Below are 20,400 nucleotides of genomic sequence, written 5' to 3' on the forward strand. Positions count from 1 at the left end.
ACCTGCGGCCGGGCGCGCGCCGCTGAGGCTGAGTCTGGCTGGGCGCAGTCGGTGCGCAACTGGGTCAAACCCACGGGATTGCACGCACCACCCCCGAGCCGTTCAAAATCGCTGAACATTGGCGACAACGCCAATGAACCGCTCCCCCCTCTGCCGGGAACACACTGCGAACCCATATGAGCCCTGCCACCCGCTACACCCCCATCGCCATCGCGCTGCACTGGCTGCTGGCGCTGGCCATCGTCGGCGCCTTCAGCGTGGGCCTGTACATGACCAGCCTGCCGTTCTCGCCGACACGGCTCAAGCTCTACAACTGGCACAAATGGGCCGGCGTCACCATCCTGACGCTGTCCGCCTTGCGCCTGCTTTGGCGCCTGACGCACCGCCCGCCAGCCGACATCCCCATGCCGGCCTGGCAGCTGCGCGCCGCCCATGTGACGCACAACCTGCTCTATGTGCTGTTCTTCGCCGTGCCGCTGTCCGGCTGGGCCTACAGCTCGGCGGCGGGCTTTCCCATCGTCTGGTTCGGCGTGCTGCCGCTGCCGGACTTCGTGGGCAAGGACAAGGAACTCGCCGAGACGCTGAAGCTGGTGCACCACTTCGCCGCCTACGGCCTGGGCCTGCTCGTCGCCGGCCATGTCGGCGCCGCCCTCAAACATCACTTCATCGACCGTGATGGCCTGCTTGCCCGCATGGGCCTGGGTCGCAACTGAACCGCACCTGAAAGGACTTCATGAAACGCCTGATCTCCGCCCTGCTGATCGCCACCAGCGCCCTGGCCGCCCAGGCCGCCACGCTGCAGCCCGAGAAGAGCGACCTCAGCTTCACTTTCAAGCAGATGGGCGTGCCGGTGGACGGCAAGTTCAAGAAGTTCGAAGCCCAGCTCGATTTCGACACCAAGAAGCCCGAGGCCGGCAAGATCGCCTTCACGGTGGACCTGGGTAGCGTGTCCCTGGGCGACGCCAGCTTCGACGCCGAGCTCGCCAAGACGCCCTGGTTCGACACCAAGCGCAACGGCAAGGCCACATTTGTGTCCAGCGGCATCAAGGCCACCGGCCCCGGCAAGTACGACGTGGCCGGCAAGCTGAGCATCAAGGGCGCCAGCCGCGATGTCGTCGTGCCCCTCACGCTGGCCTCTGGCGTGGCCAGCGGCAGCGTGGCCATCAAGCGCCTGGATTTCAAGATCGGTGACGGCGAATGGGCCGACACGTCGATGGTCGCCAACGACGTGACCGTGAAGTTCAAACTGTCCTTTTCCGGCATCTAGTCGGCCTGTAACCTCCCACCCCTCTCTTCCCACCCCCCGGAGACCTTCACGATGAAGAATGCCCTGTTGCTTGCCACCCTGATCGCCGCCGCTGGCGCCGCTCAAGCCCAAAGCGCCACCTACGCCATTGATCCCAGCCACACCGCGGTCACCTTCGAAGCCAAGCATTTCGGCACCAGCACGCTGCGCGGCCGCTGGGACAAGAAGGAAGGCACGGTCACGCTGGACAAGGCCGCCAAGACCGGCAAGGTCGAGTTCACCATCGACATGGCCTCCCTCACGACCGGCACGGCCCCGTTCGACGGCCACCTGAAGAGCAAGGACTTCTTCGCCGTCGAGGAGTTCCCGACGGCCAAGTTCGTCGGCGACAAGTTCAGCTTCAACGGCGACAAGGTGGCCAGCGTCTCCGGCGAGCTGACGCTGCGCGGCAAGACCAACCCGGTCACGCTGACGGCCACCAACTTCAACTGCTACGAGAACCCGCGCCTGAAGCGCGAGGTCTGCGGCGGCGACTTCGAGACCACCATCCAGCGCAGCCAATGGGGCATCGTCTATGCGATGCCGGCCGTCACGCCCGACGCCATCCGCCTGCTGGTCCAGGTCGAGGCCATCAAGCAGTAATCTGCCTGCCGACGCCCTCTGCAAGCCCGCCTCTGGCGGGCTTTTTGCTGTGTGGTCCGTGAACTATTCCCGAGCCCTTCACGGCGGTGTCACGCCGACCGGCACGGCCTGTCGCAGCCCCATGCAGTTCGTCATGCGTCCCGGCCGGAGTGTCGCGCCGGGCCCGCGCCGCCCAAAGCCCCTGCGTACAGTGACTCCCAACGACAGACCCCGGCCATGACTCCCTCCTTCTCCCCCAGCCCCCAGCAAAAGCTCTGGATCGAGCGTTGGCAGCGTTTTTCCGCCACCGTGGTGCGGTATTTCCACATCTACGCCGGCTGGCTGGTGGGCATCAGCTGGAAGCGTTTCGTGCTGCTGTCGCTGGCGCTGCTGATCGGCGTCAACGTGCTGAAGAACCTGCCTCCCTTCACCTGGCGCATCAGCGAGCAGGTCGAGGAGCATGACCACGGCGCCGTGCGCCGCCAGGCCAAGCTCGAGGCCGAGGCAAAGAAGGCTGCCGACCAGGCCCGCAAGGCGGTCGACAGGGCCGAAAAGGGCGGCAAGAAGGTGGCCGACAAGGGCGTTCACTACGAGGTCAAGATCGACGAGCGTGGTGTGCGCATCCAGCCCGTGCGCTCCGCAGCCTCGGCAGCCAGCGCCGCCGAAGGCGACGACGGCGAGCCCAAGGCCAACGAGGCCCCGGCCATTTCCATCGACTTCCCCAAGAGCGCCCGTCCCGAGGACATCCGCGCCGCCATCGACCAGGCCAAGGAGCAGCTCAGCCAGCTCAAGCAGGAGGCCGAGGAGGTCAAGGAAGCCCAGGAAGCCGCCGCCGACGCCCAGGCCGCCCTGCAGCAGGCCGCCGAGGAAGCCAAGGACGCGCAGAGCCGCAAGCGCGTCACCATCGTGCATGCCGGCGACTCCCTGGTCGACCTGGCCATCCTGTGGATCCTGGCCTCCGCCGTCATCAAGGCCATGTACAAGGGCCGCATTCAGGCCGAGGTCAAGGCTGCCCAGGCGGCCGAGAACGCCGAGAGCGAGGCCCTGAAGCGCCAGGTCATCGAGGCCCGCATGGCCGCCATGCAGGCCCAGGTGGAGCCGCACTTCCTGTTCAACACGCTGGCCTCCATCGACCACCTGATCGAGACCGACCCGCCGCGTGCCAGCCAGATGCAGAAGAACCTCATCGCGCTGTTGCGGGCCTCCATGCCCACCATGCGTGAGGCCAACGCCACCGCCACCCGCGACCTGGGCCGCGAGCTGGCCGTCATCAAGCCCTACCTCGAGATCCTGAAGGTGCGCATGGAAGAGCGCCTGCAGACCGAGATCGATGTGCCCGAGGGCCTGCTGTCCGCCGAATTCCCGCCCATGATGATCCAGGGCCTGGTCGAGAACGCCATCAAGCATGGCCTGGAGCCCAAGGCCGAGGGCGGCACGCTGAAGGTCAAGGCCGAGATCGTGCACGGCAAGCTGGCCGTCACGGTCGCCGACACGGGCCTGGGGTTTGGCCGGGCCGCCACCTCGGGCACCGGCGTGGGCCTGGCCAATATCCGCGAACGCCTGCAACTGCTGCACGGCAACCGCGCCAGCGTCACCGTCACCGAGAACCAACCCAGTGGCACGGTCGTCACGATCACCGTGCCCTATCGCAGCCGCAACGACGAAGGAGCCACGGCATGAAAACCCTGTTCAAGATTCTGTTCATCGGCACCGCGCTGATGGTCCTGATGGCGATGTTCGGCGGCTTTGCGCTGCTGCACCATGGCGGCCCCGACATGCACATCGTGCTGGACGACGGCGAGTTCTTCCTCGGCGGCAGCGATGTCGGCGACTGGCTGGGCGCGACCATCGGCCTGTTCGTCGCCGGCATCATCTGCGTCATCGTCGTGCCACTGGTGCTGCTGCTGGGTGTGGCCCTGCCGCTGCTCATCGTCGGCGGCGTGCTGGCCCTGGTCGTGGCCAGCCTGCTGGGCGTCGGCGCCGTGCTCGGCTCGCCGCTGATCCTGCTCGGCCTGCTGCTCTTCGTCGTCATGCGCAACCGCCGCCGCGCGAACGCGAGCAGGTCGACGCCGGTCTGAGCTAGTAGCATCGTCGGCATGAACACTGCAGCACCCATCCGCGCCGTTCTGGCCGACGACGAAAGACTGATGCGCGAGCAATTGCGCGCCCGATTGACCGAGGTCTGGCCCGAGCTGGACATCGTCGCCGAGGCCAAGAACGGCCTCGAGGCGGTCGAGCTGACCAAGGAGCACAAGCCCGACATCGTCTTCCTCGATATCCGCATGCCGGGCCTGACGGGCGTCGAGGCCGCCCGCCAGATCGCCCAAATGGGAGATGAGGGCCCCGAAGACGACGACTGGCTGGTGCCCGAGATCGTCTTCATCACGGCCTACGACCAGTACGCCGTCGAAGCCTTCGAGCAGGGTGTGGCCGACTACGTGCTCAAGCCCGCCGAGCGCGAGCGCCTGCAGCTGACGGTGGCTCGCATCAAGAAGCGCCTGGCCCAGCGCGAGGCGCCCTCCAACGACTTCAGCGACAGCGCGCCGGTGCCGCTGCAGCAGCTACTGCACAAGCTGTCGGGGCAGATGAACCCGGCTGGCAAGCCGCAATATCTGCAGTGGATCCAGGCCACGGTCGGCCAGGCCATCCAGATGATCCCGGTCGAGGACGTGCTGTTCTTCATCAGCGACGAGAAGTACACCCGGGTGCAGACAGCCAAGGTCGAGGCCCTGATCCGCAAGCCCATCAAGGAGCTGGTGGACGAGCTGGACCCGCAGGTCTTCTGGCAGATCCACCGCTCCACGCTTGTGAATGCGCGCGCCATCGACGGCATCACCCGCGACTTCCGCGGCCGCCAGCTGGTGGGGGTGCGCGGTCTGACCGAGAAGCTCGAAGTCAGCCGCAGCTATACGCACCTGTTCAAGGGCATGTGATGCGGATGGCGCCCGCCTAAGCGCCGATCAATGTCTTGGCCGCGGGTAGCAGCGCCCTGAGCACCGCTTGCATGGCATCGGCGTCGGCTCTGGTGATCGGTGGCAGCGGCGCGCGGTAGGTCACGCGGTTGCGCATGTCGTGCAGCCGTGCCAGCACACTTTGCTGTGCGGCGTCGAGCTTGAGGTCGGCGGCCACCCGTTGGATGGCGGTCGCGCGATGGCCGCCTGCGTCGCCAGGGCGCACTTCGTTGAATTCCAGAACCGCCATGACGACGCTGAACATGCCTTCGTAGGCAAGCAGGAATCTCGCGGAGTCGGGCATCGGGGCCGCGGTGGCGTCCAGCATGTCCTGCGCCGTGTGCAGGAATTGGGCGATCGCGGAGGGGCTCGACGCTGCTGTCTTGAAGCTGCCGATCTTCAGCAGCGCGTCGTACTCAACCGGCCTCGGCATGCAACGCCTCCATCAGATCGATCCGCGGACCTTGCCGCACGGCAGTCAGCACGGGGTCGTCGTTCTGAGCCCACTCCGCCGCCGTGTAGAGGTTGACGTGCACAGGTCGCCCGAGTTCGGCCTGAGCAGCGTCGAGCAGCGGCGATACGTCGAACAGCGTGATGTCGCCGACGATGGCAAGGTCGATGTCGCTCTCGCTGTCATCGGTGCCGGCGGCCACGGAGCCGAATACGAAAGCACTCTCCAGGCGATGGGCCAGGGGGTGCAGGGCTTGCGCGAGGGGCTGTGCAACACCTACCGTCTTCACAATCATGCGTCGCAGTTCGGGATACAGCAGAAACGCGGGGTTGGCCGCCAGCCGCCGTTGGTTGCCCACCCGCCGCTCGCGCAGCAGGCCACTGTCGACCCAGCGCTTGAGCACCGTGCTGCCAGCGCTGCGGCTGCTGCCCATGCGGTCCAGCAGCTCGACCGTGCCGAAATCGCGGTCGGGATGCAGCATCACGGCGCTCATCAGGCGCTGCTCCGCGGGCGATAGCAAGACATCCAGTGGGCGCATGAAATTCCTAATTCAGGAACGAATGTACCTGAAAAAGGAATGTCACATTACTTCTCGACGAAAGCGCGCTCGATGACGTAGTCGCCCGGCGTCGTCGTGCTGCCTTCCTTGAAGCCGCGGATCTCCAGCATCTCCTGCATGTCCTTCAGCAGCGCGGGGCTGCCGCACAGCATGATGCGGTCGGTCTCGGGGTCCAGCGCCGGCAGGCCCAGGTCTTCTTGCAGCTTGCCGGTCTGGATCAGGTCGGTGATGCGGCCCATGTTCTTGAAGGGTTCGCGCGTGACCGTCGGGTAGTACAGCAGCTGCTCGGCAGCGAATTCGCCGAGGAATTCGTGCTGGTGCAGGTCGACCGTGAGGTGGTCGTGATAGGCCAGCTCGTTCACGTGGCGCACGCCGTGCACGACGATGACCTTTTCGAAGCGCTCATAGGTCTCGGGGTCGCGCGCGACGCTGATGAAGGGCGCCAGGCCCGTGCCGCTGCCCAGCAGATAGAGGTTCTTGCCCGGCAGCAGATAGTCGATCAGCAGCGTGCCCGTGGGCTTGCGGCCGACGATGATCTTGTCGCCCGGCTTGATGTGCTGCAGCTTGGAGGTCAGCGGGCCGTCGGGCACCTTGATGCTGAGGAATTCCAGCTGCTCCTCATAGTTGGCGCTGACGATGCTGTATGCGCGCAGCAGCGGTTTGCCCGTCTCCGTCTTCAGGCCAATCATCGTGAAGTGGCCATTGGAAAAACGCAGGGCCTGGTCGCGCGTCGTCGTGAAGCTGAACAGGCGGTCGGTCCAGTGGTGGACGGTCAGGACGGTCTCTTCGTGGAAGGCACTCATGGCAGTCGTTTTGGGGACGGTTTGGCGGACGGTTTGGCGGGTTAACCCGGGTATTTTCGCCGGGAAGTGCTCACCCGCCGTCGCCAAGGGGTCAAGTCGCGGTTTCGATGCGCAGAAGCCTCGCCCCGGCACCCTCGCTGCGCTTGACGTCCTGGGGGTTGTACAGCGCGCAGGCTTTTAGGGACAGGCAGCCACAGCCAATACAGCCCGTCAGCCGCTCACGCAGCTGCTGCAGGGCCGCGATGCGTTCGTCCAGCAACGGCGCCCAGCCGGCCGACAGCCGCGTCCAATCCGCCTTGGTGGGGGTGCGGCCCTGAGGCAGGGTGGCCAGGGCGGCCTTGATCTGCGGCAGCGTCAGCCCCACCACCTGGGCCGCGCGGATGAAAGCCACCCGCCGCAGCACGTGGCGGGGGTATTGGCGGTGCCCGCCGGCGCTGCGGCCGCCGGCGATCAGGCCCTCGGCCTCGTAGAAGCGCAGCGCGCTGGCCGCCACGCCGGCACGCTTGGCCAACTGGCCGATGGTCAGCGGTGCGGCGGACTCCATGGCGCTTGACTTCAAGTCCACTTGAACTTCGAGCATGGCGCCATGTTCCCACAGCCAAGAGCCGCCATGCTGACCAAGACCGCCTTGCCCGCGCCCGCCACGCTGGCCCAGTTGCACCATCTGCTCGACGCCGGTGCGGCGCTGGCGCCCACCTACCGGGGCCGACTGAGCAACCACCTGCCCATGGCCCAGCAGGCCTTGCTGGAGCTGGGCGCCTCGGCGGCGCGGCTGCAGGCCTGGACCGAAAGCTACGAAGTCCACCTCGAACCACGCGTCGCCGCTCGCCCGGGCAGCGTCACGGTCGAGCGCGACCTGGGCCGACCCGACAGCGAGACCGCCTGGCATGCTCACTTCGCGGCGCGCATTGCGGAGATCGGTGCGGCCGGCACGTTGCGCAAGGCTCTGTCCCTGCTGCTGCCTGGTGTCGGTGCCATCGCCTTCCATGGCCTGATCCGCACCGGCCATGCGGTGCTGGCCGGCCACGAGGGCGAGCTGGCCGCTGGCCTTGCGCACTGGGCGGCCCACTTCCTGCCGCTGCCGACCACGGCCGACGGCCCGCCGCTGGAACTGGCCGATTGGCTGCCGGCGCTGAGCAAGCTGTCGCGTCCGGCCTACCCGGCAGGTGCGCTGATCCACGGCCGCATGCAGGCCTGGGGCGAATCGCCGGATTTCGCCGCAGTCGCCGGGCGGCTGCGCCATGGGCCGGACGCACTGCGCGACCTGGCGCTGCTGGCGGCCCGCACCTATGCGGCGACCGGCAACTTCACCGTGCTGCATCTGCTGACGGCCAGCCACGCGATGGTGGTGCTGGAGCCCTGGTGGCCGGCGCCCCAGCTGGCGCGGGGCTTCAGCGTCGCCGCTGCTGCCGGCCTGCTGGCCAGCGGCGCCGAGCCGGCGCTGATGCTCGACCGCCCACCCAGCCGCCCCTGGCCGGCGCTGATCGCGGCGGCCTGCGAACAGGACGATGCCCATGCCATCAAGCTCACCCACGCCGCCTGGCGCCTTGGCCGCCGCTGGCCCGATCCGGCCTGGCGCCGCGTCGTTGAACGTGCAATTCCATTTTGATGGAAAACAAATTCCAGTAAACTGGATGAATGGATATCACGCAACGCATCGGCCATCGCCTGCACGAACTGCGCTCGGCTGCCGGCCTGTCGCTCGACGCACTGGCCAACAAGAGTGGCGTCAGCCGCTCCAACATCTCGCTGATCGAGCGCGGCCAGAGCAGCCCGACGGCCGTGGTGCTCGACAAGCTTTCGTCGGCGCTCGGCGTCAGCGTCGCGTCGATGTTCGAGGCTGGTCCGGCACCGACCACACCCTCGCCGCTGGCGCGTGTAGCCGAGCAACCCGTCTGGGACGACCCGGCCTCGGGTTACCGCCGCCGCAATGTGTCGCCCGCCGGCGTGTCGCCACTGCAACTGGTGGACGTCATCTTCCCGGCCGGCCAGCGCGTCTCCTTCGAAACCTCGGAGCGTGATGCCGACATCCACCAGCTCGTCTGGATGATCGATGGCGCCATGGAGATCGGCCACGGCAGCGAGCAGTGGCAGCTGAACCCGGGCGACTGCCTGGCGATGCGGCTGGATGCGCCCATCCGTTTCCACAATCCTGGAACCAAGCCGGCGCGCTACCTCGTGGCTCTCACGGGAGCACGCCCATGAAAGTCCGCGAACTCGATGGCGCCGAGGCGTTGGCCCGCATGGATGAACTGTCCGAAGTGCTGCGCGACTGCGTCGAGGGCGGTGCGTCGGTGGGTTTCATGCTGCCTTTGGCTGAGGGGCGCCCGGAGGCGTTCTGGCGCAAGGTGGCCGCTGGCGTGGCGGCCGGCGAGCGCCATCTCTTTGTCGCGGAGGACGAGGGAGGCCGCATCTGCGGCACGCTGTCCCTCGTCATCGACATGCCCGACAACCAGCCGCATCGGGCTGACGTCAGCAAGATGCTGGTCCACCGCCGCATGCGCCGCCAGGGCGTGGCCGAGCGGCTGCTGCGCGCGCTGGAGGCGAAGGCGCGCGAGTTGGGCAAGACGACGCTGGTGCTGGACACCGTCACAGGCAGCGATGCGTCGCGGGTCTATGAGCGACTGGGGTGGCTGAAAGCCGGCGACATCCCTAACTACGCGCTGATGCCGGAGGGGCCGTTCTGCTCGACGACCTACTATTTCCGCATCCTTTGATGCTGACTCAGCTCGCTTCGTCGCGATGAGTGTCTGGACATGATCTTTCTGGTCGCCCTTGTATTGAGCGTGGTGTTGTGCGTGCAGACCGTCGCGATTGAGATCGTCGAGGGCAACACCGTTCATGTCAGGCACGGGCGTGAGCCCAAAGCGGGCGTCGCCCTCTTTCCGATGGTGCCCCTGTATCAGTTGATTGCTTTGGGCTTGGCGTGGGGCCTTCAGCGCCTGATGCCAGACGTGGCGATGGCGGTGCTCTTGGCGATCTTTTCCGGTCTGTTCGCGCTCTGGGTGGTTTCCTACAGACGCGCCAAGGCCGAGTACCAGCGCCTTCTCGCGGCGTCACGCTAGCAGGCGCCGTCGAGCATCAACCCGCCCTGAACCCAATCCCCCGCCGCTCCCTCACCTCCGGCTTCGCCCGATGCTCCGCCTCCAGTTGAGCCAAAAACTCATCCGGCGTGAATGCCTCGCCGAGGATCTCGACCTGGTTGCGCACGGCCGCGAAGTCGCCATGCGTCAGGCAGTCCATCGCCACCAGCCGTGAGCGCTGCTCATCGGCCGGGGCGGCGCCCGCCTCGCGCTCGAACATCGCCACCCGCTGCTCGGGCTTGAGCGCCTTGAAGCGGATCTTGAACGCAAAGCGCCGCAGCGCCGCTTCGTCCAGATCGTCGAAGAGATTGGTGGTGCAGATGAAGAGCCCGCTGAAGCGCTCCATGCCGGCCAGCATCTCGTTGACCTCCGACACCTCGTAGTTGCGCTCGGCATGCTTGCGGCTGCGCAGGAAGCTGTCGGCTTCATCCAGCAGCAGCACGGCGCCTTCGGTCTGGGCCGTTTCGAACATGCGCGCCATGTTCTGCTCGGTCTCGCCGACGAATTTGCTGGCGATGTCGCTGGCGCGCCTGACCATGAGCGGCCGGCCCAGGGCCTGGGCGATGTGCTCGGCCAGGGCGGTCTTGCCGCTGCCGGGTGGCCCGTAGAAGCAGAGTTGACCCGCGCCCTTGCGGCGCAATGCCTCGACGATGCGCGGGATCTCGAAGCGGCTTTCGCAGTTCAGCAGGTCCAGCGCATAGCTGGTGACGCAGGGCCGGGCCATGCTGCTGCCGTCGTCGCGGCCCAGGGCCTTGTCGGCGTTGAGCAGCTGGCGCTCGATCAGTTTCTCGGCGTCGTCGGCCGAGCCGGCCAGCTGGGCGAAGCGTACGGCTGTGCGGATCTGCGCGGGCGTCAGGCCCGGGCGTTCCGCCAGCTTGGCGATGAAGCCTTCGCTGACGGGCACCTCACCCAGCGCCTTGGCCACCAGCCCCTTGCGGGCGCCGGGCGGCGGCGACTTCAGCTCCAGGTGGTACTGGAAGCGGCGCCGGAAGGCCGGGTCGATCTGCTCGATGCGGTTGGTGACCCAGATGACCGGCACCGGGTTGGTTTCCAGGATCTGGTTGACCCAGGCCTTGCCGCTGACCGAGTTGCCGACCCCGCCTTCGCCGCTGGCGTCCAGCCGGTTCAGCAGCGAGGCCGTGTCGCTGGACAGCGGCGGGAAGACGTCCTCGACCTCATCGAACAGCAGGGCCACATTGGCGCTGGCCTTCAGGAAGACCTGGCTGATCTGCAGCGAACGGTAGCGGTCGCGGCCCGACAGTGAGTTGCCATCGCGGTCGGCATACTCGACCTCGTACAGATCCAGCCCCGCAGCTGCGGCAGCCACCTTGGCCAGCTCCGTCTTGCCCGTGCCCGGCGGGCCGTACAGCAGCACGTTGACGCCGGTCGCGTGCGTGGTGACGGCCTGGCGCAACAGGCCTTGCAGCAAGCCCAGGTCGTCGCTGACGAACTGGAAATCGCTGGCGCCCAGCGTGCTCAGCGTGGCGGGCCGCGTGAACACGGCCATCAGGTCATGCGGGCCCTGGTATTCGCGCATCAGCACCGGCGGCAGCTGGTCGCTGACTTTCATCAGGTCGGCCAGGTCGGTGATGTTGTGCTCGGAGATCAGGTTCTCGACCATGCCGATGCGCTCGAGGCGTGAACCGGCGCGCAGCGCCTCGGCGACCTCGCGTTCGTCCACGCCGGCAACGGCGGCGATTGCCGCGAAGGCTTCCTGCGCGGTGTTGACCTTGAACTCGACCAGCGCCCCGCGCAGCTCACGCTGGTAGCGGGCGAGGGTGCCGTACAGCAGGATGGCCCGCTCGGCGGGGTTGAGCTGCAGCAGCGTGCCCAGCGCAGCGATGTTCTTCTCGACCAGCGTCGACTCGCGCTTGAGCTGGCGGTCCAGGTACTCGCAGGTGGTGGCCAGCAGGGCCATCATGTCCTTGGGCGCATCCTTGACGTATTCGTCGAGGTAGAAGAACAGTGTGGCTTCCGAGAAGGGGCCGCTCCATTGGCCGAAGCGGTCGAGGAAGGCTTCGTCACTCAGCGCATCGTGGCCGCGCCACAACTCGTTGCCGGCGCAGCGCTGGCCCAGATAGCCGCGCAGCCTTTGCAGCACACGCGTGGGCCAGACGAGATGGCGGCCCGTGAAGGACAGCAGGCCGTTGAAGTCGCGCCGCAGGTTGAAGCGGCCGGCGTGCCTGACGGTCAGCGTCAGCACGAACTGCGAGCACATGCGGTCCAGCACCGGAGCGCTGTCCAGGCCGGGCGAGGGCAGCAAGCGGGCAGATGCCCGGGCGGCTGTCTCAGCGGCGACTCGCTTCACCATTCGATGGGCTCCTTGCGCAGCCTGCAGCGGCGGCGCGGACCCATCTTGTATCAGGCTTGGCGGCAGAGCAACGTCAGATCGGCCCCCTAAACGTTCAGTGCATCACGACCGGTTGCTGGCCCATCACGGCATAGCGCTCGATGAAGGCGTCCAGTTCGTCCTCGGAAGGCTCGCCATCGTCGATGAGGGCCTGCACGCCTTGCTGGAAGGATTCGGCCAGGGCGCCTTCGATGAAGATTTCCTTGCGGGCGAACTTGTCGACGATCTCAAAACCGCCTCGGTTCAGCTGCGGGCCGGCCTCCACCGCCTGGAGCTCGGCGTGTGGGACGTCGAACTGGACGACGATGAAGCTGTCGGAGTTGTAAAGCATGTGCATGGAGTTCTCCTCAGGGCTTCAGCTGCGGGTGAGGCCTGGTGTTTCAAGCCCCGCTTGGTTCAGATACTGGCAGAACGCCCTGCTGTTCGGGTCATCCCATGCGCTGACAACGTGTAGGAAGCGTCAGGAGTTCACGTCGGACAGACGGATCTCGAAACCGCGCGTTTCGGGGTCGCCCTGGCGCAGGCGGACCGGCCAGTAGCCGCGGTTGGGGTCCAGCCACAGCTCCACGCCAGGGTCTCGCTCACCCAGCGGCAGGCGTCGCAGATGCAGGCTGCCGGCGTCTTCAGGCGTCGCATCCACGGTCTCGAAGGTCCATTCCCGCAGTTCGCCGCGCAATCCGGCCACCCAGACACGCCAGCGCCCACCCGGTGTCGGGGCGGCCTGCACCAAGGCGGCGAGTTGCAGCCACCAGGACAGGCGGTCCTGCGCGCCCTCTGGCAGTTCGAGCTGGGCCGGGTTGGCCGAGAAGCTGACACGCCGCCCTTCGACATCGAAGTTGATGGCCTGGCGGTCCTGACCGCCGCGCTGCAGCGCGAAGCGTTCGGGGGCCAGGCCCGCACTGCCGGTATGGCCCAGGCTTTCCAGGGCCGGCAGCGCGCGCTCGCCAACGCGCCGGGTCAGGCGCAGGCTGTAGCGGCCATCGGCTTCGGGGCGCCAGTCCAGCAGCGCCTCGCCGTCCTGGCCGCTTTGGCGAAGGCGGTAGTGCCAGGCGGCTGGGCCGGCCAGGCGCAGCGGCGGGGCCTCGGGGGCGGCGATGGGGGCTTCAACGGCGGGCATCGGTGGCCTGGCGCTGGCGCGGGGCGAGCGGGCCTGAGGCAAGGGCCGGGTGGATGGGGTGGGCTCGGGCAGGGCCATGGGCAGCGTCGGCGGCTGCAACAACGCGATGCTGACGGCCCGCGCCGGCCGAGCGGCGCTGTCGTCGCGCACCCGCTCACCGCCCAGCAGCAGCGCGTGGGCGAGCAGGCTGGCCGCCAGTGCAACCGTGGCGGCGCGGGGTGAGGGCAGGGCGGCGCGCATCGCACAATGCTGCCATCACCCTGAACTCCCGCTCATGAAACTCGCCAGCTACGCCGACGGCTCGCGCGACGGCCACCTCGTCGTCGTGTCGCGCGACCAGACCCAGGCGCATTACGCCACCGGCATCGCCACGCGCTTGCAGCAGGTCCTCGATGACTGGGGCTTCCTGTCGCCGCAGCTCGAAGACCTGGCCGTGCAGCTCAACCACGGCAAGCTGCGCCACGCCTTTGCTTTCGAACCCGAGAAATGTGTCGCGCCTCTGCCACGCGCTTATGGCTGGGCCGTTGCCGACGCCGAAGGCGGCGTGCGCCGCGAAGCTGGTCAGTTCCATGGCGCGCATCAGCCTTTGAGGGCGCCGGCGGCCTGCGAGCCGGCCCTTGCCGTCATCACGGGCGACCTGGCGGCAGCGAGTGATGCCGCCTCGGCACTTGATGCCATGCGTCTGCTGACTTTTGCCGTGGACTGGCGCCTGGACGGCGAATTGATCGCCACCCACTGCGCGCCGTTGGCCGTCACGCCTGATGAGTTGGGCGAGGCCTGGGGCGCCGGCCGTCTGCAGGCCCGCCTGGTGGCCCTGCACAACGGCGCCAAGCTCGATCCGCGCGACGTGGCTGCCCTGCCCGGTGACGCACTGGCGCGTCTGGCCCGCTTGCGGGCGCTGCGCGCCGGGCAGTTGGCCGGCTCGGCCCTCGGCGCGCTGGAGCTGCCGCTAGCGCCCGGTGACAGTCTGCGCCTGGACCTCAAGTCCGCCGACGGCCAGCACAGCCTGTTCGGCGCCATCGACATCGATCTCGCACCGCCACCCGCATCCGTATGAGCCAAGCCATCATCATTGACACCGACCCGGGCCAGGACGACGCCATCGCCCTGCTGCTGGCCGCTGCCAGCCCGGAGCTGGAACTGCTCGGCGTGACCACGGTAGCCGGCAATGTGCCGCTGGCGCTGACGACACTGAACGCCCGCAAGGTCTTGGAATTGGCCGGTCGGCGCGACGTGCCCATCTGCGCCGGTGCCGACAGGCCGCTGGACGTGCCCCTGGTCACCGCCGAGCATGTGCACGGCGACACCGGCCTGAACGGCGTCGAGCTGCCCGAGCCGACGCTGGCCCTGGACCCGCGCCATGCGGTCGACTTCATCATCCAGACCCTGCGCGAGCGCGAGGCCGGCACCGTGACGCTGTGCCCGCTGGGGCCACTGACGAATATCGCGCTGGCCCTGCGCCAGGCGCCCGACATCGCGGCGCGCATCCGCCGCATCGTGCTGATGGGCGGCGGTTTCTTCGAGGGCGGCAACGTCACGCCGGCCGCCGAGTTCAACATCTATGTCGATCCGCAGGCGGCCCATGAGGTGTTCACGAGTGGCGTGCCCATCACGATGGCGCCGCTGGACGTCACCCACGAGGCGCTGACGACGGCGGCCCGCATCGAGGCCATCCGCGCCTTGGGCAACCGCGTTGGCGGCGTGGTGGCCGCCTGGATGGAATTCTTCGAGCGCTTTGACGAGGAGAAATATGGCCAGGACGGCGGCCCGCTGCACGACCCTTGCGTCATCGCCTGGCTGCTGGCGCCTGAGCTGTTCACCGGCCGGGATTGCAATGTGCGCGTCGAGACTCGGAGCGAGCTGACGCGCGGCATGACGGTCATCGACTGGTGGGCCGTCACCGGCCTGCCTGCCAACGCCCAGGTGCTGCGCCATGTCGATGCCGACGGCTTCTTCGCGCTGCTGACCGAGAGGCTGTCGGCTCTGCAGTGAGTGCGTCATTGAGCGAAAGCCGGGATGGTCTGGCAGTGCAAGATCCAGAACTCCATTAGTACGCGCTTGGCGCATAGATGATGTGCAAACGGGTGTCGACATCATTTATATCCGGTGAGACACTGGCCGCTCGAGGGGGACACCGCAGCGCCCGGGGGTGGAAGAGGCGCATCGTCGCGCGACGGCGCGTCGAGGAGACATCGATGCCGACCAGAGACAAGCTGCTGGAGGTCATCGCATTGCAGACCGAGGTGGCCGGACTGGGGCTGGACCTGGACTTGGACCTGGGGCGCCTGCTGGACCGCGTCGTCAAACGCACCCTGAGCCTGGTGGATGCGGACGGCGCTGCCCTGGAGATGGCCGAGGGCGACGAGATGGTCTACCGCGCGGCAGCCGGCATGGCGGAGGGCAGCCTGGGCCTGCGGCTCAAACGCAGTCACAGCCTGTCGGGCCTGTGCGTCGCCCAGGGGCGGGCGCTGCGCTGCGACGACGCACTGCTCGATCCGCGCTGCGACCGCGCCGCCTGCGAGCGCCTGGGCCTGCGTGCCATGGTCGTCGTGCCGCTGCGTCATCACGGCGTGACGGTGGGCGTGCTGAAGGCCATGTCCAAACGCGAGGGTCATTTCGCTGACCGGCATCTGTCCCTGCTGGGGCTGGTGTCCCAGCTCGTCGCCGCGGCCATGTATTTCGCCACCCGCTATGCGCCCGCCGAACTCTTCCACAAGGCGACGCATGACGGGCTGACGGACCTGCCCAACCGCTCCCTCTTCCTGGATCGCCTGCATGCCTCGCTGGCCCAGGCCATGCGGGACGGCCAGCCGCTGGCCGTCATGATGCTGGACATGAACGGCCTCAAGCGGATCAACGACGGCTTCGGTCACCGTGCCGGCGATGCGGCGCTGTTGGAGTTCGCGCGCCGCCTGGTTGGCGGCCTGCGCCAGTCCGACATGGCGGCGCGGCTTGGGGGTGACGAGTTCGGCGTGCTGCTGCGGCCGCTGGCGGCCGACGGCGGCCTGGAGGCGACGATGCAGCGGCTGGCGGCGCATCTCGACGGCGGCTTCGAGTTCGAAGGCCGGCTGCTGCAGGTCGGTGCCAGCATGGGCACGGCCTGCTTCCCCGAGGATGGGATGGATCTCGGCCGGCTCATCGAGCTGGCCGACCAGCGCATGTACCGCCACAAGCGCGGCCTGCAGCACGCCCACGCCTGAGCCGGTGGCAAGATGGCGCTCCGTCTCACCGGAGCCCGCCATGCAACGCCGCCTCGTCATCGCCAGTGCCCCCGCGCTGTTCCTGCTGCGCCCGGCCTGGGCGCTGAACCTCAGCGAGGGTGATGCCAACGCCGGCATCCGCGCGGCCCTGGAGCGCGGCGCCAATTCGGCGGTGTCGCTGCTGGGGCGTCCCGACGGCTTTCTCGGCAACCCGCTCGTCAAGATCGAGCTGCCGGGTTATCTGAGGGACGTCGCCAAGCTGCTGAAGGCCACCGGGCAAGGCAGGAAGCTCGACGAGCTCGTCACAGCGATGAACCGCGCCGCCGAAGCCGCCGTGCCGGCGGCCAAGCCGCTGCTCGTCAAGGCGGTGAGGGACATGAGCGTCGAGGACGGGCTGAAGATCCTCAGGGGCGGCGACGACTCGGTGACGCAGTTCTTCGCCGTGAAGACGCGCGAGCCGCTGGGCCAGCAGTTCCTACCCATCGTGACCAAGGCGACCGAGAAGGTGTCTCTCGCCGACAAGTACAACGCCGTCGCCAGGAAGGCCGGTGGCTTCGGCCTCGTCAAGGGCGACGAGGCCAACATCCAGCAGTACGTGACGGCCAGGGCGCTGGACGGGCTCTACCGCATCATTGGCGAGGAGGAGAAGAAGATCCGGCAGGACCCGGTGGGTACGGGCAGCGCCATCCTCAAAAAGGTTTTCGGCGGGCTGGGCTAGGGCCTGTAGTGCGCCTTGTGCCACTCGGCCAGTGACATGTCGGGGTACTCGTCAAAACGCGGGTCCCGAGGCGAGCCCTCCACCTCGACCCAATCTGCCTTGGAACCCACCATGCAATGCACGTGCTCGGGTGGCGTCGGCAACGGCGTGTCGATGGCGCTGGCATGCGGGTGCACAAGCTCCGGCCAGGTCGGGTCCCAGAGCCACAGCGCGCTGCCGCACTTCATGCAGAAGTAGCGCCGCCCGCTGCTCTTGTGCCGGCCCTTGCCTTCCTTGTTCGGCAGCTTGGCGCGGTAGATGCGCAGATGCCGCTTGCCCTTGACCTTCATCGTGTGCGTCTGAGCGCCGAGGTTGATCGCATAGCCGCCGGCGCCGGCCGTCTTGCGGCAGATGGAGCAGTAGCAGCGCATGAAAGGGACGGGCGAGTCGGCCTCGACCGAGAACTTCACGCTGCCGCAATGGCATGAGCCTTCGAGGTGCATTTGCTGGCCTTTCTATGGGATGGCGTGCAGGAGCCCATGATGGCCGACAATCCCGGCCCTTGCCTGTTTGCTGCCGCTTCGACGGCTTTGCGATGAATTCCGATCTTCCTGATCCCGTCACCCCGTCCGAAGAACCGGCAGCCGCTGTGCCCGCACCCGTGCCTGCGCCTGAGGCCACACCGGCGGCCGCACCCGAGGCCGCGCCCCAGATCGAGAGCGCGACAGAGGTTTCCGCCGACGCCGCGCCGGCTGCTGCTGGCTCGCCCGCTGCGCCGGCGGTAGACGCCACTGCCGAGCTCAAGGCCCTGTTCCCGGCCCTGTTCACCGGCAAGCCCAAGCCTGTCAAGCTGCGCGTGCAGGCCGACATCCAGGAGCGCGCACCGGGCAAGTTCAGCAAGGCTCAGCTCAGCGCCTTCCTGCGCCGCCACACCGGCAGCACCGGTTATCTGATCGCGCTGACCCAGGCCAAGAGCCGCTTCGACCTCGACGGCAATCCCGCCGGTGAGATCACGGAAGAGCATCTGAATGCCGCCAAGGAAGAGCTGACCCGCCGCCGCGGCCTGAAGCAGGAGCGCGAGCAGGTGGAGCAGGAGCGCCACCAGCTCGAGGCGCAGCAGCGCCGCAACCGAGCCCAGCTGCTGTGGGACTTCGAGCGCACGACGCTGACCGAGGCCAACTTCTGCGTGCTCAAGGGCGTGGTGCCTGAGGAGCTGCCGGGCCTGCTGGAGATCGCTCGCAAGGAGCGCGCCGAGGCGCCGCCTGCCCCGCCGCGGGAGGTGCGCCGCGATGGGCCCCCGCCGCGCCGCGATGACCGACGCCCCGGTGGTGGCGGTCGCCCCGAGGGGCGCTCAGAAGGTCGCCGCGAAGGTGGCCGGCCGCCGCAGCGCCAGGGGCAGGGCAGGAAGCCCGATCAGCCGCGCCGCGATCAGGCGGCCAAGCCCCAGGTAGCAAAGGCGCAGCCGGCCCAGGAAACTGAGCCGACCAAGGATCAGGCGCCCGAGTAATCGGGCCGCGTCATCAGGCCGAATACCGCTGCTCCAGGTAGGCGAGCAGGGTGCGGATCGTCTGCGCCTCGCCGCCCACTGGCCGGCCGGCGCGAGGCGCGTCGTTCCAGGCGAACAGGTCGACGTGCAGCCAGTCTTGCTGAGGCGGCAGGAAGTCTTCCAGGAATAGCGCCGCGTTGATGGCGCCGGCCAGAGCGCTCTTGCCGGTATTGACGATGTCGCCGATCGTGCTCTCGATGCCAGCGTGATACGGTGCCCACAGCGGCATATGCCAGAGCGGGTCGTCCAGCTTCAGGCCCAGGTCAACGAGGTCGCGGGCCGTGTCCATGTGCTTGGCAAACAGCGCCGGCAGCTGGGCGCCCAGGGCCACGCGCGCGGCACCCGTCAGCGTCGCCAGGTCGATGACGAGGTCGGGCTTGCCCTCGGCGGCATAGGCCAGCGCGTCGCACAGGATGACGCGACCCTCGGCATCGGTGTTGCCGATCTCGATGTGCAGGCCCTTGCGCGTCTTGATGACGTCGCCGGGCCGGTAGGCGTTGCCCGAGATCGAGTTCTCGACCGCCGGGATCAGCAGCTGCAGACGCACCGGCAGCTTCAAGGCCATGATGAGGGTGGCCAGGCCCAGCGCGTTGGCCGCGCCGCCCATGTCCTTCTTCATCTGGCGCATGCCCTCGCCGGGCTTGATGTTCAGGCCGCCGGTGTCGAAGCAGACGCCCTTGCCCACCAGGGCCAGCTTGGGGTGCTTGGGATTGCCCCAATTCAGCTCGATCAGGCGAGGTGAGCGCGTGCTCGCGCGGCCGACGGCGTGAATGCTGGGGAAGTTCTTCTTCAGCAGGGCGTCGCCGACGGTTTCTGCATAGGTCGCGTCGTATTGCTTGGCCAGGGCCTTGGCGGCGGCGGCCAGCTCGGCCGGGCCCATGTGCTCGGCCGGCGTGTTGACGAGATCGCGCGTGGCCGAAATCGCCGCGGCCAGCGCCAGGCCGCGTTCGGCGTCGGCACCGCCCTTCAGCACCAATGTGGCCGGCGCGCGCTTGGCCGGCTTGTAGAGGTCGAAGCGGTAGCCGCCCAGCTCCCAGGACATGGCCGCGCCCTCTGGCAGCAGGGCCAGGCCGGCGTCATCCAGCTTGTAGACACCTTCCGGCAGGGTCAGCGGTAGATGGCTCAGCGAAAAGGGGTGAGCGCTGTGGGCCACGCCGGCAAAGACCTGGGCCAGGCGGCCATCGGCTCCGGGAATCAGGGCGTGGCTGTCCGGCGCACCGACAAAGCCGACCGTCGCCAGCCAGGCGCGGGTGGCCGGTGGCAGGCCGGGGGCCAGGGCCTGGAAGGCGGCGCGGTCCACGACGGTGATGGGAGTGGCCTTGGCCGGGAGGGTCTTTTTCAGCTGGACGGTCATCGCGAGGTCCTGAATTCAAAAGTGGCATTGTCTGCATAGCCGGTGACCGCAGGCGACAAGTGCAAAGAAGTGTGTTTGGCCTGTCAACCACCCCCAACCAGCCCGCGTTGTGCCTCCCAATCGCGCCCCACTCGGCGTGAGACGGCCCTCAAAAGGCCAGACAGCCATGATGAAGATCCAGCCCCGCACTGAACACCCGCCGCGCCGCCTGCCCCTCTCCGAGGTGGCCTGGAGCGCCGAGGAATCCGTCGAAAAGGGCCGCAAGCACGAGGCCTTCGACACCGGTTTCTACAGCGGCGAACGCCGCGGCCTCGCCCGCGCCATGCGCCTGGACCGCAAGCGCTGAAATCGGCAACTCTCCTCTTTGCAGCCCGCCGCCCGGCACCGGACGGCGGGCTTTGTTTTGGGCTGAACGGGAAATC

Annotated in this window: 25 protein-coding genes; 16 read left to right on the top strand and 9 right to left on the bottom strand. The window is 67.8% G+C overall.

Annotated features, from left to right (window positions below; genetic code table 11):
• Positions 1-176: 176 nt before the first annotated feature.
• The 6 genes from ACXJLH_RS20280 to ACXJLH_RS20305 all read left to right on the top strand — a co-directional run bounded on the left by ACXJLH_RS20280 (position 177) and on the right by ACXJLH_RS20305 (position 4,800).
• Entirely contained in the window at positions 177-713 is a 537-nt protein-coding gene (locus ACXJLH_RS20280; RefSeq protein WP_457322853.1) for a cytochrome b, read from the top strand.
• Positions 714-733: 20 nt separating this feature from the next.
• Complete coding sequence (locus ACXJLH_RS20285; protein WP_056191782.1) at positions 734-1,267, top strand: YceI family protein; 534 nt, start codon at positions 734-736, stop codon at positions 1,265-1,267.
• A gap of 51 nt (positions 1,268-1,318) precedes the next feature.
• Positions 1,319-1,888 carry a YceI family protein gene (locus ACXJLH_RS20290; RefSeq protein ID WP_056191784.1) on the top strand — a complete coding sequence of 190 codons (570 nt, stop codon included), beginning with the start codon at positions 1,319-1,321 and terminating at the stop codon, positions 1,886-1,888.
• A 216-nt stretch (positions 1,889-2,104) separates the two neighbouring features.
• On the top strand, positions 2,105-3,547 hold the full coding sequence (locus ACXJLH_RS20295; protein ID WP_457445894.1) for a sensor histidine kinase: 1,443 nt from the start codon (positions 2,105-2,107) through the stop codon (positions 3,545-3,547).
• Complete coding sequence (locus ACXJLH_RS20300; protein WP_457322851.1) at positions 3,544-3,945, top strand: hypothetical protein; 402 nt, start codon at positions 3,544-3,546, stop codon at positions 3,943-3,945. The genes ACXJLH_RS20295 and ACXJLH_RS20300 overlap by 4 nt, the downstream gene beginning before the upstream one ends.
• Before the next feature lie 18 nt (positions 3,946-3,963).
• Positions 3,964-4,800 carry a LytR/AlgR family response regulator transcription factor gene (locus ACXJLH_RS20305; RefSeq protein ID WP_457445895.1) on the top strand — a complete coding sequence of 279 codons (837 nt, stop codon included), beginning with the start codon at positions 3,964-3,966 and terminating at the stop codon, positions 4,798-4,800.
• Between the two features lie 16 nt (positions 4,801-4,816).
• Here the strand turns inward: ACXJLH_RS20305 and ACXJLH_RS20310 are convergent, their stop codons facing one another.
• The 4 genes from ACXJLH_RS20310 to soxR all read right to left on the bottom strand — a co-directional run bounded on the left by ACXJLH_RS20310 (position 4,817) and on the right by soxR (position 7,211).
• On the bottom strand, positions 4,817-5,251 hold the full coding sequence (locus ACXJLH_RS20310) for a hypothetical protein (protein ID WP_457389707.1): 435 nt from the start codon (positions 5,249-5,251) through the stop codon (positions 4,817-4,819).
• The gene (locus ACXJLH_RS20315) at positions 5,235-5,807 is read right to left on the bottom strand and encodes a nucleotidyltransferase domain-containing protein (RefSeq protein WP_457445896.1); all 573 of its coding nucleotides are present in this window, start codon (positions 5,805-5,807) and stop codon (positions 5,235-5,237) included. The genes ACXJLH_RS20310 and ACXJLH_RS20315 overlap by 17 nt, the downstream gene beginning before the upstream one ends.
• Before the next feature lie 47 nt (positions 5,808-5,854).
• Complete coding sequence (locus tag ACXJLH_RS20320) at positions 5,855-6,631, bottom strand: ferredoxin--NADP reductase (protein ID WP_457445897.1); 777 nt, start codon at positions 6,629-6,631, stop codon at positions 5,855-5,857.
• 91 nt (positions 6,632-6,722) lie between these two features.
• On the bottom strand, positions 6,723-7,211 hold the full coding sequence (gene soxR / locus ACXJLH_RS20325; RefSeq protein WP_235531787.1) for a redox-sensitive transcriptional activator SoxR: 489 nt from the start codon (positions 7,209-7,211) through the stop codon (positions 6,723-6,725).
• A gap of 30 nt (positions 7,212-7,241) precedes the next feature.
• Here soxR and ACXJLH_RS20330 point away from each other — a divergent pair, with 30 nt between their 5' ends.
• Genes ACXJLH_RS20330 through ACXJLH_RS20345 form a run of 4 tightly spaced genes read left to right on the top strand, consistent with a single transcriptional unit; the run spans position 7,242 to position 9,696 of the window.
• Positions 7,242-8,240: a questin oxidase family protein gene (locus ACXJLH_RS20330; protein ID WP_457322848.1), complete on the top strand. Its 999-nt coding sequence runs from the start codon at positions 7,242-7,244 to the stop codon at positions 8,238-8,240.
• Positions 8,241-8,269: 29 nt separating this feature from the next.
• Complete coding sequence (locus ACXJLH_RS20335) at positions 8,270-8,836, top strand: helix-turn-helix domain-containing protein (RefSeq protein ID WP_457445898.1); 567 nt, start codon at positions 8,270-8,272, stop codon at positions 8,834-8,836.
• Positions 8,833-9,348: an N-acetyltransferase family protein gene (locus ACXJLH_RS20340; RefSeq protein WP_457445899.1), complete on the top strand. Its 516-nt coding sequence runs from the start codon at positions 8,833-8,835 to the stop codon at positions 9,346-9,348. The genes ACXJLH_RS20335 and ACXJLH_RS20340 overlap by 4 nt, the downstream gene beginning before the upstream one ends.
• 39 nt (positions 9,349-9,387) lie before the next feature.
• The gene (locus ACXJLH_RS20345; protein WP_457445900.1) at positions 9,388-9,696 is read left to right on the top strand and encodes a hypothetical protein; all 309 of its coding nucleotides are present in this window, start codon (positions 9,388-9,390) and stop codon (positions 9,694-9,696) included.
• 16 nt (positions 9,697-9,712) lie between these two features.
• On the opposite strand, the gene ACXJLH_RS20350 is transcribed toward ACXJLH_RS20345, so the two are convergent.
• From ACXJLH_RS20350 to ACXJLH_RS20360, 3 genes are all read right to left on the bottom strand, one after another.
• A complete protein-coding gene (locus ACXJLH_RS20350) occupies positions 9,713-12,025 on the bottom strand; it encodes an ATP-binding protein (protein WP_457445901.1) in 2,313 nt (770 codons plus the stop codon).
• A 94-nt stretch (positions 12,026-12,119) separates the two neighbouring features.
• Complete coding sequence (locus ACXJLH_RS20355; protein ID WP_056191800.1) at positions 12,120-12,401, bottom strand: BTH_I0359 family protein; 282 nt, start codon at positions 12,399-12,401, stop codon at positions 12,120-12,122.
• Between the two features lie 123 nt (positions 12,402-12,524).
• Positions 12,525-13,421, bottom strand: coding sequence for a hypothetical protein (locus ACXJLH_RS20360; protein WP_457445902.1), 897 nt, complete (start codon positions 13,419-13,421; stop codon positions 12,525-12,527).
• 34 nt (positions 13,422-13,455) lie between these two features.
• Between ACXJLH_RS20360 and ACXJLH_RS20365 the strand changes: the two genes are divergently transcribed.
• From ACXJLH_RS20365 to ACXJLH_RS20380, 4 genes are all read left to right on the top strand, one after another.
• Positions 13,456-14,238, top strand: a complete 783-nt coding sequence (locus ACXJLH_RS20365) for a hypothetical protein (RefSeq protein WP_056191804.1) — start codon at positions 13,456-13,458, stop codon at positions 14,236-14,238.
• Complete coding sequence (locus tag ACXJLH_RS20370; protein ID WP_457389699.1) at positions 14,235-15,173, top strand: nucleoside hydrolase; 939 nt, start codon at positions 14,235-14,237, stop codon at positions 15,171-15,173. The genes ACXJLH_RS20365 and ACXJLH_RS20370 overlap by 4 nt, the downstream gene beginning before the upstream one ends.
• A 203-nt stretch (positions 15,174-15,376) precedes the next feature.
• Entirely contained in the window at positions 15,377-16,381 is a 1,005-nt protein-coding gene (locus ACXJLH_RS20375; RefSeq protein ID WP_056191807.1) for a sensor domain-containing diguanylate cyclase, read from the top strand.
• A 40-nt stretch (positions 16,382-16,421) separates the two neighbouring features.
• Positions 16,422-17,099 carry a DUF4197 domain-containing protein gene (locus ACXJLH_RS20380; protein WP_457445903.1) on the top strand — a complete coding sequence of 226 codons (678 nt, stop codon included), beginning with the start codon at positions 16,422-16,424 and terminating at the stop codon, positions 17,097-17,099.
• Here the strand turns inward: ACXJLH_RS20380 and ACXJLH_RS20385 are convergent.
• The gene (locus tag ACXJLH_RS20385) at positions 17,096-17,581 is read right to left on the bottom strand and encodes a GFA family protein (protein WP_457445904.1); all 486 of its coding nucleotides are present in this window, start codon (positions 17,579-17,581) and stop codon (positions 17,096-17,098) included. The two genes, ACXJLH_RS20380 and ACXJLH_RS20385, sit on opposite strands and share 4 nt — an antisense overlap.
• A 92-nt stretch (positions 17,582-17,673) precedes the next feature.
• Here ACXJLH_RS20385 and ACXJLH_RS20390 point away from each other — a divergent pair, with 92 nt between their 5' ends.
• Positions 17,674-18,585 carry a ProQ/FINO family protein gene (locus tag ACXJLH_RS20390; RefSeq protein ID WP_457445905.1) on the top strand — a complete coding sequence of 304 codons (912 nt, stop codon included), beginning with the start codon at positions 17,674-17,676 and terminating at the stop codon, positions 18,583-18,585.
• Positions 18,586-18,598: 13 nt separating this feature from the next.
• Here ACXJLH_RS20390 and ACXJLH_RS20395 read toward each other — a convergent pair whose 3' ends face one another.
• Positions 18,599-19,978: a leucyl aminopeptidase family protein gene (locus tag ACXJLH_RS20395; protein ID WP_457445906.1), complete on the bottom strand. Its 1,380-nt coding sequence runs from the start codon at positions 19,976-19,978 to the stop codon at positions 18,599-18,601.
• 169 nt (positions 19,979-20,147) lie between these two features.
• Between ACXJLH_RS20395 and ACXJLH_RS20400 the strand changes: the two genes are divergently transcribed.
• Positions 20,148-20,324 carry a hypothetical protein gene (locus tag ACXJLH_RS20400; protein WP_457319903.1) on the top strand — a complete coding sequence of 59 codons (177 nt, stop codon included), beginning with the start codon at positions 20,148-20,150 and terminating at the stop codon, positions 20,322-20,324.
• Positions 20,325-20,400 lie beyond the last annotated feature (76 nt).

This window comes from Roseateles sp. P5_E4 (genome assembly GCF_054049255.1).